General features: G+C 46.1%; 2 protein-coding genes. Both read right to left on the reverse strand.

Annotated elements, in window-relative coordinates; translation table 11 throughout:
• Positions 1-68 precede the first annotated feature (68 nt).
• Positions 69-15,041, reverse strand: coding sequence for a LamG-like jellyroll fold domain-containing protein (locus tag G500_RS0110060; RefSeq protein WP_027002467.1), 14,973 nt, complete (start codon positions 15,039-15,041; stop codon positions 69-71).
• Between the two features lie 377 nt (positions 15,042-15,418).
• A partial coding sequence (locus tag G500_RS25035; RefSeq protein ID WP_154657114.1) for an HYR domain-containing protein occupies positions 15,419-19,357 on the reverse strand: 3,939 nt, incomplete at its 5' end.

Consider the following 19,357-nt stretch of genomic DNA (forward strand, 5'->3'; position numbering starts at 1 on the left):
TTCAGACCCAAAAAACAAAACGCACCCTGCAAGCAAGGTGCGTTTCTGTTCTGTTTTTTATCCTTCAATTATTCGACAAAGACTTTTTGCGTCAGACTCTGCCCTGCTTCATCTTGGATTTCGATAAGATAAACTCCTTTGGGCAAATGTCCTAATTCGAGGATAAGTTGTTCCTTGTCAGAACTTTTTTCTGCTAAGGTTCGCCCTACCAAATCGCGTATGAAGCACTTGCGCATTGCCGCTGTCTCGAATTGTACGAAAAGCCTATTTTGGGTAGGATTCGGATATACGACAAAAGTAAGCGGATTTTGCGTGTTGTCGGTAGCCGTTACGCTAACAGTCAGGCGGTTAGAGGTGCTTAAACAGCCATTTTCATCTATGTATTCCAAATAATATTCGCCCGAAATCGTCGCTTCCAGCAAAGGCGCAACGGCATTTAAGAGTAGCTGCCCATTGCGATACCATTGGAAAGAACGCATACCCGAAATGTCCGTTGTGGGGCTTAGTAGGTTGCCATTTTGAGCGATTAACACTTGGCGCACTGAAACACTTTGTACCCAAATGCTATCGGAGCGCGAAATGCAGCGGTCGTCTTGCACTTCTAACCAATAGACCCCTGCACGCAAGGCACTATAAGCCGAAGTAGTGGCGCGGAAAATAGGTGCGCCATTGTAATACCACTGATATTTTTCGCCCTCGCTCGCATTTTGGCGTTGCATCAAAGCCAGAATTTCTACATTGTCGCAGAAAGTAGTCTGATTGACGGCTACCTCGACGGCGATATTGTCGCAATTTATACGCAAACGAATCGGACGGCGATATAGGGTAAGGTCGGGAAGCTCTGCATTTCGTACCTCTGCCACATAGACCCCTACCTGACGCGGACTTAGGCTATTGAACGTAACCTGACTTGCCACTAAGCCAAACGCCAAGTTGCCATTTTGATACCACCTATAAACATTGCCCTGCCCTTCTGTTTCGACGCGCAAAGTAAAGCTATCGCCTTTATTGAGCAGCGTGTCAATTTCGAGATTGATGTCTGCCTGTGGCGCGTAAGAGAAGGCAATACGATTGCGGCGGCTTGCCAAAGGAAGCAAATCGTCAAATTCTAACCTATTTTCACCCACAGAAAGCCTTTGCAAACGTGAAAGTTGCGGCAAGCCTTCGGGTAGGCTATAAAGGTGATTTTGGTAGAGGGTAAGATTGCGCAAAGCCTGTAAAGTGGCAATATTTTCTGTCCAATTTTCTACAAAATTCACGTGTGCGTAAAGATTGTTGAGCTTTGTCAGGTTGGGAATCCCTGTGGGCATTTCGGTTAGCAAATTATAGCTAATATCGAGGGTAAGCAATTCGGTGAGATTGCCCAAATGCGGAATTGCCCCAAATTGATTATTTCGCAAAATCAAATTTTGAAGACTTGTCAGGTTGTTGATGGTAGCAGGCAGGTCTGTGAGGTCGTTGTCGCTCAAATCGAGGGTAAGCAAATCTTGTAGATTGCCAATTTCGGAAGGCACTGCGCCGCTGAAATTATTACTACTCAAATCGAGGTATAATAAATTTTCGAAACTGCCCAAACCTGCGGGTATCGTACCTGAAAGGTCGTTATCGCTCAAATTTAGATAGATTAGATTCTGAATCAAATCCGCATCAGCATTGAAAGAAGCAGGAATTTCGCCCGTTAGTCCGCTGTTGCTCAAATCAATTTCGGTAACTACGCCATCAACAAAGGTAATGCCCTGCCACGTGCCTACGGGGTTGTTCAAATCCCAAGGGTCTGTCCAAGTTGTGTTGCCGCCTGTGGCATTGAATAAGTCGACCAAGACCATCGAGTCGAGCGGATTGACAAAAGGAATGACGTTGAGGAAAATATTGCGGCGGTGCAGCGTGAGTTGGTTTGCCACTGTATTATTGACTACGCAAGTGTATTCGCCCATGTCGGCAGGCAGGACGGAGTCGATTTCCAAAATCGGCGCAGTAGCGTCTGCAATCGGTAGGTCATCTTTATACCATTGATAGGTATTGAAATTGCCTGCGGTATTGACGTGCATCGTTACGCTGTCGTTTTGCTGACGTGTTAGGTATTGGGCTTGATGGATAGAATCTTGCGGTGCATAGCTAAATCCATTTAACTCCCCAATGAAAGGCTCTGCCGAAAGGAAACCCAATTTATTTTGGCTGATATCGAGGGTAAAATCTGCCCCTTGTCGGTAAATAAGGGTCGCCGTTTGAGCAGGCATTGTGCCTGTAAGGTTGTTATTGACAAGGTTTAGATTTTTTACTACCACATTGCCATCGAGCGTCGCCAAAAGCGTTACGCCCTGCCACGTATAAACGGGGTCGTTCAAATTCCACGAGTTTGTCCAATTTGCGCCTCCCGTAGCCTGATAGATAGCAACCAACGCCAAAGAATCGTCTTGGTTGTATTGGCTAATATAAACAGGGGCAAGTAGCTCGATGCGAACGGTATTACTTAATTCGTCGCAAAGGTTTTGATAACTTGCCTTTCTTCGGAAATAAGTAGAAGCCGAAAGGGGCGCATCAAAATACAAATCTATGTCATTTTCGCCTGCCAAATCTGTCCAGACAAGGCTATCGGACGAGGCTTGCCATTGGAAAGTAAAGAGGGTAGAATCTGGCGTTTGCGCACTTATATCCAAAAGCGGATACGGAATTTGGTCGGCTAAGACAAAATGAGAATCCCCAATAAGATTGTTTCCTACCAAAGGTAACGGATTGAGCGAAACAGGGCTGCTGGCTACCCAAGCATTTGCACCCGAACAGTCGTTTTGCACTTCAAACTGAAACACGAAAGGCTCACCTTTTGCCCACATCACAAGGAAAGTAGGCTCTACAAGTGCGTTCTGATTGAAAGTAGTGGAAAGGGTAATCGTATTGTTTAGATTATTGAGGCTATTTCCATACAAAAGGCGCAAAGTGGTATTGCTACCCTGCGGATTGAAGGCGGCTTTGAGGCTTATCGCAACCGAATCGCCATCACAATATGGATAGCCTTCGAAACTTGCTATCGGCGGCTGTGGCGCATCACAACCTATTGTAAAGACTCCCGAAGCACCTGCATTTTCGGTTTGGAAAGGCATAGGGCTGAAAAAGGCAGCCGTTAGGTCGCTCACCTGTACGGTTGCGCCAATGGTAGGATTGGCAGGAATATCTACCGTTATCCAAAAATAGTGTGTCCCGATAGGCAGGTTTTGCGAAATCGCAAGAAATACGGCTTCACTACCCGAAACTGGCGGCACGAAACTTTCAATGATGCTACTTGCCAAGATATTGTTTGTAGTGGCATAGTGCAAATTAAGCGCGGCAATATCAGAGGGGACATAACTACCATTAAGCAAGAAGCGAATCTGCTCCAAATTGGTAGCAGAATTGGCTACCGTTATTTGGAAATTATAGATAATTTGTTCGTCCTGCCCTAAAATAAGCAAATCATCAGGCAGCGGCGTATCTTCTATCAATACGGCAGGCGTGTTGGGGAAGACATTAAGGGCAATGTTAAAGGGCGAAGAGTTGCCGTTGGGGTCGGTGCGAAGGGCAACGGGCTGGTCGGAAAGGGTGAAATTATTGGCAAAATACCAACGCCCTTCTGCGTCAGCAATCGTCGAGCCGATATACTGCGCCCCTTGTGAGCCTACGCAAAGGTGATTTTGGTAAATATCAATTTTATCACCTGCATTTGCCCCTGTGCCAGAATAGCCCGCCTCGGTAATGCCATCGGGAATTGGTGCTGCAAGGTTTATATTGCCACCGCCACTTAGGGTAATGGCTTCTACGTTGTTACAACGAAAACGGTTGATGCCGATTGTGTTTTCAATCGCGCCCGCCGTTTGAACAGCAATACCAACCTCATTGAAGACAAAAACATTGGCAAGTAGGGGATTGTCTGTGCCGATTTGGTTTTGGGTGCTATTGCCTTGTATGCGCAAAGCAGTAGCAGGGCTGCCCAAATTGGGTTCGCCTACGTCGTTGTTTGTGCCAAAACGGTTGGCATAGATTTCATTAAAACTCGAAGCCCCTTCGAGCAACATGCCGCGCGTACTATTGCCCGAAATAAGGTTATTGACCACCATGGCATTGCTTACATCTAAAAAGTTGATGCCTACGTCGTTGCCCATTTGTGCGTCGTTGGCGAAATTTAGACCGATAGTATTTGCCCTGATTTGCAAATTGGTAGTTGCATCTGCCCGAATACCGCGCATATTACCCGAAATGAGGTTTCCATTGCCCAAAACGCCAATTCTTATATCATCACAGCCGCCAATTCTGATGCCAAAGGTATTGCCTATGGGCGCATCGCCTGCTACGTTTGTTCCGATTTTGTTATTTAGTAGTTCGATGTTGCTGGCATCACTTTCTAAATGGATACCTGTGCCAAGAGTAGGGTCGTTGTGCGCCGAAACGGTATTGTTTTGTACCAAAACCTGCGACACAAAATCCAAGACAATGCCTCTATTGCCATTTGGGGCAGGCACATCTGAACTGGTAATACCAACAAGGTTGTCATTGATTTCCAAATTGGTTGCATTGGGCGAAAGAATGACAATACCACCGCTAAGATTGGCAGCAATGATATTGTTTTGGATAGTAGAATTGGTGAGTGTCGTTGGATTTTCTACCGAAATACCACGTCCGCTATTAGGTAGGGCAGGGTTTTGCAGCTCATCTAAGCCAATGTGGTTGTGTTGTATGACAAGGTTATCATTTGTACCCATAACCTCGATGCCTTCGCCTCCATTGCTATAAATGAAGTTGGGGGCAGCAGCCTTTCCTACCACTACATTGTTGGCGTTTTCTATCAAAATTGCCGCCTGATTAAAATCCGTCCAAGCCAAACCGCTTACCTCCACATCATTTGCCGCAACTACTAAGCCCTGATTGATTGAACCACTACCACTAACACGAATAGGCTGCGCCAAAGCTGCGCCTAAGAAGGTTTCTTGGGTAGTTTTGCCGTCTAAAATAACAGCGTCGCGCGTAATGGCAGGCAGAGGCGAAAGCAAATTGATGGTATAACTACCAGCGGTAAGCACCGTCAGCGGAATATTGAAAACTACCTCTGTTTCAGGATTGAGGGGGTCATTGACGTAACTTAGTACAAAACGCAAAGAGCCTGCGCCACTATCATTCAAGTTTGTAACGACATTTGGGTCGGAAACGGCAACGGGGAAAGAGAAAGGCGAAGTATTGTTATTGACATCACGTGCCAAAGCCGTAATAAGGTCGCCACTATTGAGGGCAGTGGCAGGTATAAAAGTCCAGTTGCCCGCACCGTCGGCAGTGGCAAAGCCCAAGAGTTCCTCGCCTTCGTCGGTGGCAGGGGTGATACAGGTTGTGTTTCGGTATATTTCGAGAGTGGCGTTGGGGTTTGTTGTGCCTGAAATCAAGTTTGCCGTTGCGCCTGCTACAATAGGACGAGGGAAGTTTGAGTTGGCGGTAGTGGCAATATCGAGGAAAATTCCGCCGTCGGAATTACAAGCGATACTATTTTCCGAAATTAAATTGTCGTTGCTATTGTCGGAAATATGTACGCCATAACGGTTGTTTTTGATGATATTGATGCGCCCTGTGCCTGTTCCGCCGATAATATTATCAGCAGAATTATCCAAAATTCGGATACCGTCGTTGGTATTGCCCAAATCGAGCGTACCTGCGGGGTCTGTGCCGATATAATTTCCGATAATGGTATTATTCAAGGCGTTGCGATACAACTGCATGCCATGGTCGCCATTTCCGCCGATAATATTTGCCAAATCTGCCGTTGTCCCCCCGATGGTGTTATCATTGACCCCATTGAAAAGGTTAAGTCCGATAGAAAGATTTGGAATAGAAGCCGTTGCGTCTTTATTTACGCCAATGTTGTTGCCCTGAATAAAATTATCATTTGCACCATTCGAGCTAATACCGAAGAAGTCATTACCCGAAAGGATATTGCCCTGTGATAGGCTTCGGCTGCCCCCGATTTGATTTTGGTTGGAATTGCTTAGGAAAATCCCTCCTCCGTTGGCAGCGGCGGCAGTTCCTGTTTGGTTTGTACCTAAAAAGTTGTTTTGAATGGTGTGCAGGTTGCTATTGGTGAGCCACAGGGCATAACCGCCATAGAATTGAACAGAAAGCCCTACGATTTTACTCTCATCGCTGCCCGCACTCAATGTGAGCGCATCTGTTCCCACGCCTGCATTTGTGCCGTCTAATACAATTTGGGGCATATTGGTAGCAAAGTCATACCCTAATTGTGAAGTGCCGTCTATAAAAACAGGACTTGAAAGGGGAGTGAAAGGCGAGAGCGGCGCAATCGTATTCACGCCTGCCGTAGGAATAGAAAAGTCGATGTAGTTTTTAGTAGCCAAGGAGTTTGCCGTTGTCAAGACCTCACGCAGCGATTCGGGGTCTGCATCAGTGGTATTTTTTACGCGCAAAGCCCAAAGTGGGTCTATGGTTTCAGCATTTACATTCGAACCCAAAGCAGCATTAAGAGCGGCGGCGGCTACTCCGTTGTTGGCAACGGTTTGCCCTTCTCCTGTTTCAAAGGCGTAGAAAACCTCTGCACCCTCGTTCAAAGGGCTGCTCATGGCGTACTGAATGGCAGTTTGGTCGAGTGCAGAAGCAAACATTCGGAAATCATCTATCTGACCCTCAAACGTATCATGTCCCAGATAAAATGCGCCATCAGCGGCAGTGGCGGTTAGATAGGCGTTTGGTGTTCCCACTCCTACATCAAGGGTTTGGGGCATGCCGTTGATGTAGATGAATTTGCCGTTTAGTGTCCCATCACTCACTAAGGCTACGTGTACCCATTGATTGCTCTGCACAACGGTATTTTGGGTATTTCGCCTATCCCAACCCAAGCCTCCATTGTCATGCTCGAAAGAGATTTGCCCTGTGGGTGTGATAGCTCCCAAAATTTGCAACTTACCCGCAATCGGCGCGTTTGCCCCTTTTACAAAGAAAATGCCGCCTGTATTTTGAGGCACTTTGAGCCACATCATTATCGTATGCGGCTGACTACCTGCAAAGTTGATGCTCGCAGCAGGTGGAGCAGTCAGATAGTCTTCAACGCCATCAAACCAAATACCGCGATTGCCTTCGGGTGCAGTGGTAATGACAGGAGCTTGACGAAAGACCGTAAAATGAGCCGCCTGCGCTGCCAAGAAAGTATAAGGCAGACTTGTTTGGTAGGAAGGCGGAGTGGCAGGATTGACGGTGGGAATCATAGCCCAAGCACTTGTTCCGTCAGAGGAGTGAATGGCAGAAGCCACATCAGCCGAGCCTGTATTGAATAAGGTAAAGTTGGCGTTTGTGGTTGCGCCATATTCCACAATCCACTTGCCTGTGGCTACATCATTTGCACCCATAGGGGCGGCAGGCGCAAGGGTAGGGGTGAAACGCACTTTGGTATTATTGAGAGCCGTTGTGCTGAAAGTGCGCAAAAGCGTGCCATCTCCCACAGGGTAATTGAAAGTGCCTGCACCGCTTCCATTTCTGACCAAAGAACCTAAGTTGGAGGTATGAAAATGATTGAGGTTATTAAATGCACCCAAAAGCTGATTAGCAGGGATTGAGTTGTCTAAGATAAAATCCTCGTTGAGCAAGCGTATGATGCCACTATTGAGCGTCATTTGGTTTGAAACCGTAACCTGCGGCTGCACAAGAAGTGGATTAGTCGTTTTTGCGACAAGCAAGTCGTGAAAAGTAAGCGGCGAAGCACTCGAAATGGTTTGCGGATTTGCCCCAAAAAACTCTACATAGCTATTTGTGCCGTCGAAAGTGCCGTTATTGATGAAATCACCATGCAGGACAAGGTCTTGATTGTTGGTTACAAGCGTTGTGCTACCATTGATGTTGAGATTTCCCAAGACTACGGTTGCGCCTTGTAGGGTTTTGGCATTGTTTGTAAATTCTAAGTGGAAATAATCTGTACCCAAGATGAGCTGGTCGCCCCCTCTATCATAATAAACGCGATTCCCGTTTGCCGTTGCGATAAACTGCCCATTTCCGCCCATGATGACAGGGCTATCGTCGCGATAATAAAGAACGGTATTGACTTCATTGCGCCATACGCTGCTGGCATCTGTGCCACGAATCCCACCATTGAAAGAAAACTGCACGCCCGTTTGGTTTCTATTGATAACTTCCGAGCCTGCCGCAATCATAAAATCGCCGTTGATATTGAAATTGACCAACTGCCCATTTGCAAACTCCAAAAATGCCGTTGTGATATTGGCACTACCACCACCGCCACCATTGTATCCAAAATTCATCGTAACCGCCGAATTTGAGATACGCTGCGGTGCGGCTAAGGTTGTGGAAGGCTTTGTAAAGTTGTAAGTACCGTTATTGAGCAAATTCCAAATAGCAGCATTATTGACATCAGCATTGAAGGTAAAGACAGACGTATTGGTAGGGTTTGAATCGGCGGTAAAATTTCCACTATTGGTGATAGTGCCATTGAAAATGTAGGTATTCGCGCCTGTGCCTACGATAAAATCGCGGAAGTTGGCGTTGGCGTTCAAACTTACCGCGCCGTTAAAAGTATTGATACCACCTGACACCTCGTCGATAAAATTACCGAAGGACTGAACTGTAAAATCGCCGCCTACGGTAAAGTTATAGGAATCGGGTTTGAAAGTAGCTCCGCCGCCATTGATTCGGAAAAAGCCTAAAACGTCAGTATCCAAATACAGCGATTTTACGCCCAAACCCTCGATGATGATATTTTGATACGGTTTTCCATTGAAATCAGGCTCAATGGGGTAGTCGGTGCTGCCTTCGTACTGAATGGTAGCCCCAGTGTTGTCCATAAAAGTATTGCTTGCTGCGGCAATAGCAGGAAGTGCGGGCTGCGCAAACCGCAAGGTGCGAAGCCCTACGGCAGCATCAGTGCTTAGGCTCTGAATGGTATGTCCTGTGCTTGTTCCAAAGTCTAAAATTGCACCTGCATTTACTTGAATATCAAAGGCTTGCAAGGGTGCATTTACCGTTACGGTATGTCCTATGGCGATGATGACATTATCGGCAGGCGTTGGAATTGTCCCTGCGGCAGCATCACCATGCCCTGTGGTACTCCAAGTGTTGGTATCGTGCCAATCGCCGCCACCTGTGGCATTGCGCGAGTAGTAGGTCTGCGGATTGTAAGGAGGCGAAAAAGGCGAAGTGTTGCCTGCGCCATCTCTGGCTGTGGCGGTGAAAACGTCAGCAGGGTTGAAAGTACCCGAAAGCGTCCAGTTGCCACTCAAAACGGAAGCCGTCCCTACAAGCTGCGTACCCCCCGAAGGCGAGCAGCCCGAAGCGTCGCGATAAACTTGTATGTTTTCAAAATCGGCACAAGTAGCACAAGTACCCGAAATGGCAGTAGGCGAAACTAAGGTAATCAGCGGAGCTTGCTTTTCTATGTTGCCACCTGTGTTAAGCCCAATATTGGTGTTGTTATTACAATAAATTTGGTTGTCTAAAATCTGTACCCCTACTGCATTGCTTTCAACAGCAACCCCAATATTACTATTGGCAATTCTATTTTCAAAACCAAAACCACCTACCACCGTATTGTTTGCATTTGTGCCTGTAACGCGCACACCGACAATATTATTAGGAATGGCGGTTGTCAAATCGCTGCCAAGCCCTATGATGTTGTTTCTGACCGTTGCAGTACCATAGACCTCTATCGCAATTCCTTGCCCCACATTCATACCTGCGACAAGGTTCTCTTGCATCAAGACTCCGCTGGTAGCATAATTTCTAATACCGACACTATTTGAGCCAACGGCTGCTGTGCCTGCGGCGTTTGTGCCGATATAATTATTTTGAATGGTGAGACTTGTCGCTCCTGTCCAAGCATAAATTCCCACATGCGCTCCTGCACTTGTGCCAATGTTGTTGATAACATTGCCCTTTCCAGCTGCGCCAAGTGTTACGTTATCAGCATCGACGTAAATCGCCCAACCGCCCGAAGTGCCGTCTGTGTTAGAAATTTCTAAGCCATAGACTTCGCTACCTGCACCTGTCAGATTTAGACCTATTCTTGTCGCTGATATATTCAAACTGTTATCGAGGCGTATTCTTTCAGTATTTGACCAACCCTTTTGAGAATTACCTTCTATCAGAATAGGTTGCGAAGCAGTAGGCAAATTCGAGAGAGGCTGAATGTTCCAAGGCGCAGGGCTTTCTATGCTAAAATCGATGTAGTTTTTTCCTGCCAAAAGGCTCACTTGGTCAAGCACCTCGCGCAAAGATTCGGGGGCGGCATCGGTTGTGTTTTTGACGCGCAAAGCCCAAAGCGGATTGTTGGTAAGTGTGCCGTCGCCTGTTGCATTTGTGCCTGTATTAGCAGCAGAACCCCCTGTTCCTTCTTCAAAACGCCAAAACCCTACGGCAGTATTATGGGTTGAGGTAGCCATATCCGCCGCAATTTGAGAAGATGTGCGCAAGCCACTAAAAATCCTAATTTCATCTAATTGCCCACGAAAATAAGAGGAAGGCGTAGGCGAATCTGCACCCAAGCGCAAACGAAGCGAAGCCGCCGTCGCACCTACCGAAGGCTGATTGCCTGTGGCTACCGAAGTGCCGTTGATAAAGATATTCTTATCGCCATTTGCCCAAGTGAGGGTTACGTGTACCCATTCGTTTTCCAAAAAGATGCCATTAGGGGTGCTTATCCTATTCCAAGGATTGCCATCTATTTGGGTAGCGAAAGTAAGTTGGTTTGCCGCTCCCAATTCTACCATTAAGCCCAATTCACCTGCATTTGTGCCATATTTAAGCGGAATTTGATAGGTATTAGGGCGTTGGTTTTTTATCCAAAAAGAAATGGTAAAGTCGCTATTATTGGGAAAAGAAAGCCCCGCAACGTTGTTGATGTCTATGTAGTCATTGACTCCGTCAAAATACATGCCCCTATTGCCAATGGGCTGTGTAGGCGGCGGCGGCGGTGCTAAAACGGCGAAATAGTGAGTAGTGGCTGCCAAATTCAGACCCAAGACCTCATAGGTAGGAGGCGGATTTGTGTAGTTGGTGGGTAGGATAGGTTGCCAAGCAGTGCCGTCATGCTTGTAGATAGTAGAAGCCGAAGTCGTGCCGCCGCCTGCGTTTGTCAGGGTAAGGCTTGTTGTGATAGGATTTGCAGACGAAACCTCCCAAAGTCCGTTTAAGCCGTTGGGGGTGTGAAGGGCGGCAGGGATGGAAGGCGTGGTAGGGTTTGGAATGTAGCGCACGCCTGCATCTGAAATTTCGGAAAGCGTCAGTAGTTTTAATTCTGTATTATCGCCTACGGGAAATTCAAAACTGCCACTACTTGAACTATTGCGCTTGAAAAGCCCTGTGCCGAGTGTGGCGATATAGCGCGTGTTGTCGAATGTGCCTGCTAATTGATTGGCTACGATAGGATTGGTTAGAACCAGCGGTTGATTTTGTAGCGAAATCTTACCTGTTGTCAGGGTTAGCGTTTGGCGGACAGAGGTTTGAATTTCAACCGTCAGCCCTGCTGCATTATCGAGTATAACATTTGGTAGCGATAAGTTTGTGCCGCCTCCCTGAATGGATTGCGCATTAGTTCCATCAAAAATAAGTGCGCCAGTTCCCACAGTGGTACAAGCACCATTAGACACTAAATTGCCTTTTAGGTTAATTGTAAAAGTATTAAAGTCGAGGGTAGTGGCAGGCGAAACAGTAAGCAAGAGATTACCATTGACGGTAATGTTGTTATTTAGCGTCTTGATGTTATTGTACAGTCGTAAGTGGTGATAGGTTTGGTTGCCTCTGATGACTTGCGCACCTCCACCATAATTGACCGTATTATTAGGGGCATCGGTTTGGAAGATGGCATTGTTCATGACGATTCCTGCCCCTTTAAGGTTAAGGAAAGAATTTGCTTCATTCACCCAAGCACTGTTAGGGTCTAAGCCTATCAAAGTGCCATAAAAAGAGTCGAAGTAGCCTTGATTAAATACCGTTTTTGCTGCTGCAATGCGTGTGTTTCCGTTTTCACACACAATTTCATCATTGGTAATATCGTCAGAGATAAGCGTCAAATTGACATTGACAAGCATATCGCCCGTATTAAAATCGCCCAAACGCATCTTGCTATAAGTATGAACGGTTTGGTCGTTGGTATCAAATATGACATCGTTTCGGTTTCGTGCATTGAAGGCAAAATCGGTAGTGGTCAGGTTTAAAATCCCCCCTTCAAAAACAAGGGTAGAATTGTTAGGCGCAGCCACAACGAAAGTAGCCCCGTCATTTACGGTCAGCAAGCCTCTGAAAGTATTGGTGCCTCCGCCCAAACCGTCGCGCCAGTTGCCTGCAATCGTGGTAGTGCCGTTGGCAGTGAAATTGAAACTTTCTACTTCAAGGCTGCTATTTACCGCAACGGTCAGATTATTACAAGCCGCATTGACATCTAAGGTAACTGTATGCGTATTTCCGATAATTACGTTATCCACTGCCGTAGGAATTGCACCTGCCACTGCCCCTACATGCGAAATGGTACTCCAAGTGTTGAGGTTGTTCCAGTCTCCTGTTTGGCGGGAATAGTAGGTAGTAGGTAAAATTTCATAGGGTGTTGAAAAAGGCGAGGTGTTGTTGGCTGCATCTCTGACAGTGGCGGTGATGAAACTGTTAAGGGCGAAAGTGCCTGAAAAAGACCAAGCTCCTGTCGTTACCGTAGTGCTACCTTTATAAACTCTCCCTTGGTTTTCGCCTGTGTTATTTTCAAAGACTTCTATTGTTTCCCCATCTGAACAAGTCGCGCAAGTGCCTGTAATAGTCGTAACAGAACCAGCGATGATGTCAGGCGCAGGTTTATCTAAATTTCCACCAGAAAACAAAGCAATACCTGACCCATTTCCAAAGATGCTATTTTCAGAAATCAAGTTGCCCGTACCCGTTTGTATGGAAACCCCCGCCCCAGAATTGTCGCTTAGGGTGTTCAAAGCAATTTGATTGTTCGTCGCATCATTTATCGAAATGCCCGAAAAAGCATTATTACTAATGGTATTATTTGTAAAGCTATTGGCATTTCCTGTCGCTGCTAAGGAGATACCACCAATTGTATTAAAACGAATGATATTGTTATTAAATGAGTTATCATTCAGACTTGCGCCTGCGGTTATGGTAGAAAAAGCAATACCTGTGGATTGATTACCCAAGTTAAGCAGTCCCGATGCATCTGTACCAACTTTATTTCCCGTGAAGGTATTTAGACCTGCAAAGTTGTATAGGATAATGCCGTAACCACTATTGCCTGATATAATATTGTCTTGTATTGTATTTTCTCGCCCATCAACGCCTGCCGAATATCCTCGCACTTCCAAGCCAACACCATTCGGGTAAGGGGTGTCCCCAAGCGGGTTTAGACCAATTATATTATTAGAAACAGTATTGTTGTTTCCTCCATTGATAGCCAATGCCGTTTGTCCGCTATTTCCGATAACGTTATTATCAATCGTGTTTCCATTCGTTTGTACATTTATGCCGATATAATTGTTTGCCAATGGAGTCCCGTCGGAGGCGATACCTACCCAATTATATTGTATTGTGTTGGTATTAGCACTACCAAAAACAGAAATTGCAGTGGCAAAGCCCGTCAAACCTGAAATGATATTTCGTGCATTAAGCGCGTTTGTACCTATAATATGCAAACTTCCACCCGAAATGCTAATACCACCAAAAGAATTGCTAAGAGAATTTAGACCGCTTTTATCCGTACCTATGTAGCAGTTTTGAACTATGTTGGTTGTGCCATCCGATATATCCACCCCTCTACCATCATGCCCCGAAAGCAACATTCTATCTGCCAAATTCAAGCCTCCAATCGTGTTATTTGAACCAGATACGCCAATCCCATTTGTGTTACTTGCCCCTGCTGCGGCAGTCCCAGTAGCATCTGTACCTATGAAACAGCCGCTCACCTGATTATTATCTCCCGTAATATTGATAGCGGAGTTGAAATGGCTATTAATCGCAATTCCCTGCAAAAGGTTTTGGTTTGAAGATAGTTGAATACCTGTAAATGACCCTGCCGAACGCTCTATGACAATACGCATTTGGGCATCATTGCCGATGGCTTGTGTATTCGGACTACTGCCTATTTGCGAAAAGCCGTCTATCCAAACAGGATTGGTATTAGCGGTAATGGTTGCAAAACTCGATAAGGAAATAGTCTGCACGATAGCGGGGTCGTTTCCGATAGAAAAATCCACGTAATTTTTTCCCGCCAGTCCGTTTGCCTGCGTGATGACCTCACGTAAGGACTCTGCACCTGCGTCGTTGGTATTTTTTACACGCAAAGCCCAAAGTGGGTCAGAAGTATCAGCCGCATTAGTCTGCCCCATCTCACCTGCAAGCGCGGAAGTTCCCGCATTGGCAAGCACCTGACCTGTGCCTATGTTAAAATCAAAGTAAGAATAAGCTCCGTCGGGAGTGGTAGAGGTCATATCAGCCGCAATTTCTGCCCCACTTCTAACACTTGTGAAGATACGCACCTCATCTACCTGCCCCTTGATGTAGGTATCGCTTGCCCAAGAAGGCGCGTACTGACCGCCTACATAAAGCGGTATATTTGAATTGAAAGTAGCATTTCCAGAAGCAGGCGAAACAAAGGCTTGCGTTCCAATGGGTGTTCCATTGACGTAAATCGTTACGTTTGGGTGATTATAGACTAAGGCGATATGATACCATTGATTGAGGTTAGAAGCATACGGAAAGTCGCGCATAGCCCTATCGCCTCCTCTTCCAAAACTTGCCCTTATATTAGTGGGGTTCATTTCCAACCACAAACCTGTGTTGGGAGAAGCACCTGTGTTGTGAAATACCGTACCTCCTGTTACACTTTGAGGCTTGTACCAAAGTTCTATCGTTAGGGTAGTGGTAGGCGCGATAAGACCCAAGTTTGCGATGTCATCTACTCCATCAAAATATAGCCCCCGATTCCCAGCAGGCTGTTGTGCAAATAAGGTATTAGAAAAAAAGATACATATAAGAAAAAGTAGTGTGTAAAATTTAAAACTTGTTGGTGTAAAGATTCTCCAATTCATAGAAAAAAGCGATAAAAGGTAAGTTGTATGATTTTTTAGCGACAAGCCACAGCAAAAAATGCGTTAAGAGCAAAACGCCATTTTTTGTGTCCTTGTTTGTAAATCCAATTTGAAGTTTTTTATGCTTAGGCAAATAGGCGCGAAAAAAGAAAAGTAAATAGGCACTACTCGCCCGACCCAAAGGTCTGCCAACCTAAGCAAAGATACGGATTTTTTCTAAAAAAGGATAACGCTAAGTCCTTATTTGTCAAGCCTTTTTTGCTTTAAAAATCAAAAATCCAAAAACGCAGCGGAAAACTGCATTTTTGGATTTGTTTCAGAAAAAAGTAGTCAAAGAAAAGGTTTAGAAGTCTTTTTTTAAAAATGCCGCTAACAGACTATTCAAATACTACCCTTAGCAGGCGCACCTCTTGTGCCAAGCGCACTTCCAACCAATACACGCCCTTAGGCAGATTTTGAAGGGCAAAAGGCACTACTTTTTCCTCGCTCGAAAGGCTTATCAATTCTCTGCCTACTAAATCGCGCAAGGTAAGATGGCGCAATTCTGCCGTTTCAAAGACTACCTGAAAATCGCCCTGTGTTGGGTTTGGATAGACTTTGAAAATCAAACCACTATTATTTTCATTGTCTTCTATGCCCGTAACGGTGAAAGCAATTTCATTGGAAAGCCCCAAGCAGCCGCTCTCTTCGAGGTACTGCAAACGGTAATTGCCCGACTGTGTAGGCTCAAAGACAGGCTGCACTGCATTTGCCACTGCATTGCCATCTCTAAACCACTGGAAGGCACGCATGCCGCTGACATCTGCAATCGGCGTTAGTACATTGCCCTGTTGTATAATTTCTACCAAACGCGCCTCTACCATTTCTATCCAAATGCTATCCGAGCGCGAAATACAGTTGTCTTGATTGCGTTCAAGCCAATAAAAACCTGCGCGTGTCGCTACATAGCGGCTTGCAGTGGCATTGAAAATAGGGTTGCCATCGAAATACCACTGATAAGAAATAGCATCACTCGATTCGGTTTCGGCTACCTGCATTTGCGCATAGATAGGCGACTGGTCGCAAAACTGACGCTGGCTTACTTCTACCGCCAAAGGCACACCTGCACAAGCCACTTTTAAATCTATTGGAAAACGGAAAAGCGTCAGGTCGGGCAAGCTCGAATTTGTAATTAAAACGACATAACGCCCTGCATTTCGCCCATTGACGCGGCGCAAAGTCGTGCTTTTGGTTAGTGCAAAGGGAATAGCAGTCCCATTTTTAAACCAACGGTAGGCATTGCCCTGCCCTTGTGTCTGAACATCGAGCGTGTAATCTTGCCCCTCTTCGAGTAGCACTTCGAGATAAGTTTCCAAATCTGCCTGTGGCGCATAGACAAAGCCGCTTCCCCTCCTGCTCGAAAGTGGCAGTAGGTCGTCAAATTCGAGGTGATTTTGCGCCAAATTCAAATATTGGATTCTGCGCAAAGCCGTCAAGCCTTCGGGCAAAGCCACCAGACGATTCGAATGTAACGTAAGTTGCCTTAATGCGCTTAAAGTGCTGATATTTTCTGCCCAACTTTCCACAAAATTTACGTGTGCATATAAGTTGTTCAATTTGACCATATTCGGAATCCCTTCGGGCATGAGCGTAAGCAAGTTGTGGCTGATATCGAGGGTAAGCAATTCTACCAAACTGCCCAAATAAGGTATCGTTTCGAAGGCATTGTTTCGTAAAATAAGCGTTTGCAGTGCGGTCAGATTGTCGAGCGAAGCAGGCAGCGAGGTGAGTTCGTTTTCACCCAAATCTAAGGTTAGCAAGTTGGTAAGATTGCCAAGCTCTTCTGGCACTGCACCCGAAAAGTTATTTTTGCCCAAGTCTAAATAAATGAGCTGCTCGAAAGAACCCAAGCCCGCAGGGATTGTTCCCGAAAGCGCGTTATTGAATAGATTGAGGTAGGTCAGATTGGCTATCAATTCGGCATCAGCATTAAAACTTTCAGGTATGCTACCCGTAAGCCCTCTGCCACTCAAATCGATTTCGGTGATGTATCCATTTTCGAAAGTAAGTCCCGACCAAGTCCCGACAGGGTCTTCTAATACCCAAGGGTCAAGCCAAGTTTCCTCGCCACCCGTTTGCTCAAAAAGCTCTACCAAGACCATCGAGTCGAGCGGACTGACGTAAGGAATGACGTTGAGATAAACTTTTCGCCTATGCAATGTAAGCTGATTGGCTATTGGATTGGTTACGATACAAGCATATTCGCCCATATCCGCAAGCGCAATCGTATCTATTTGCAATATAGCCGCCGTTGCGTCGGGCAAAAGCGTTCCATCTTTATACCACTGATAAAGGTCGGAATTTCCTCCCCCATTGACGTGCATCGTTACGGTATCTCCCTGCAAGCGCGTCAGGTATTGCGATTCGTTGATGGAATCTTGTGGTGCATAGGCAAAATCGTTGAGGCTTCCGATAAAAGGTTCGGCAGAGGCAAAATTGAGTTTGTTTTGTCCGATATGAATAGAAAACGCCGTATCCTGCGCCAAGATAAAGTTGGCAGTTTGGGCAGGCATTGTATTGATGAGGTTGTTATTTTCTAAATCAAGGTCTTTGACCACAATCGAACCCTGCAAAGTTGCCGCTAAGGTTACGCCCTGCCAAGTATAAACAGGGTCGTTCAAATTCCACGAGTTTGTCCAATTTACGCCCCCCGTAGCCTGATAAATCGCAACCAAGATAAGCGAATCGCTGGGATTGAATTGGCTAATATAAGGTGGGAAAAGCACATCTACCAAAACGGCATTGCTCACCTGTTCGCAATCCGTCTGGTGAATTGCCTTTCTGCGGAAATAAGTAGGCGCAAGCAAGGCAGAGTCAAAAGTCAGGGTAGGCGCGTTTGCACCTACTACATCAACCCAAACAAGGCTATCGGCAGAGGCTTGCCATTGGAAAGTAAAGAGTGAATCCACAATCGGCGTACCAACGTCGGTAAGTGGGAAAGGCACTTGTTCGGGCAGAACAAAATGCGCTTGCCCAATTTGGTTATCTCCTGCATCAGGCACAGGCGGCACATAAACCACATTTCCTAAGCCAATCGCACCACTTGAACAGTTATTGAGAGTAGAAAAACGGAAATAAAGCGGCGTACCTTTTTCCCATTCCAAGAAGTAAATAAGTTCTAAGTTGGACGTACCAGTATAGACATTTGCAAAATTCAACACTTGGTCGAGGTTGAATATATCGCTACCATATTCCAAACGAAGCGTCGTGTTTTCACCCTGCGGATTGATGTTTGTTTTGAGTATGAAAGTAGCCAAATCTGCTTGACAGTCATAAAAACCGTCAAAAGTGCTATTCGGCGGCAGTGGCGCGTCGCAACCCGAAAAGAGAACCTGCAAATCATTGCGCGAGAAACCTATTACAGCCGAAGCATTATTGGTAACAAAGGCATCATCTTCAAATTCTACCGTCAGGTCGCTGACATTGTTCGTAATCGTATGCGGACTGGCATTGCCTACTAAGCTAAAAACAAGCGTTTGAGCATCAATTTTAACCATTTGAGGCGTAAGTCCCGAAGGCACATTCGAAACCAAGACCCAACCCAAAGACACAAAATCATCGCCTGCCACGCCCATAAAGGCATCACAATCGGCACTGATAGTAAGCGTATTGCCCATGCTGCCATTATTTGAAGCCGCTTCGTTGAAAATCGTACCGCTGTAAGTAAGTGCGTAGGTATGCGTAACCGTAACAATTTGCGTAGAAGTAGCCGTATTGCCTGCACCGTCAGTTACTGTCCAAGTAACCGTTGTATTGCCTATGGGGAAAGTAGCAGGGGCGTTATTTGTAACCGTAAAAGTACAGTTATCCGATGCCGTAGGCGTTCCCAAAGCCACACCCGAAGCGGTGCAAAGCCCTGCGTCAGTATTCACAGTTACACCAGCAGGAGCGGTAATGGTTGGATTTTGGTTATCTGTAACGGTTACGATTTGAGTATCGGTAGCAGTATTTCCACTTCCATCTGTTACCGTCCAAGTAACGGTCGTTGTGCCAAGTGGGAAAGTGGCAGGGGCATTGTTTGTAACCGAAGCAACAGAACAGTTATCTGCCGTTGTGGGCGTTCCCAAAGCGACTCCCGAAGCAGTACAAAGCCCTGCATCTACGTTTGCACTGACGGCAGCAGGGGCGGTGATGGTTGGATTTTGGTTATCCGTAACCGTTACATCAAAGCTACAAGTGGCGGTATTGCCTGCCAAATCCGTTACGACAAAAGTGTTGGTTGTTGTGCCAATAGGGAAGATTGCACCAGAAGCCAAACCTGCCGTTTGTGAAACCGT

Source organism: Hugenholtzia roseola DSM 9546 (assembly GCF_000422585.1).
GTDB classification, from domain to species: Bacteria; Bacteroidota; Bacteroidia; order Cytophagales; family Bernardetiaceae; genus Hugenholtzia; species Hugenholtzia roseola.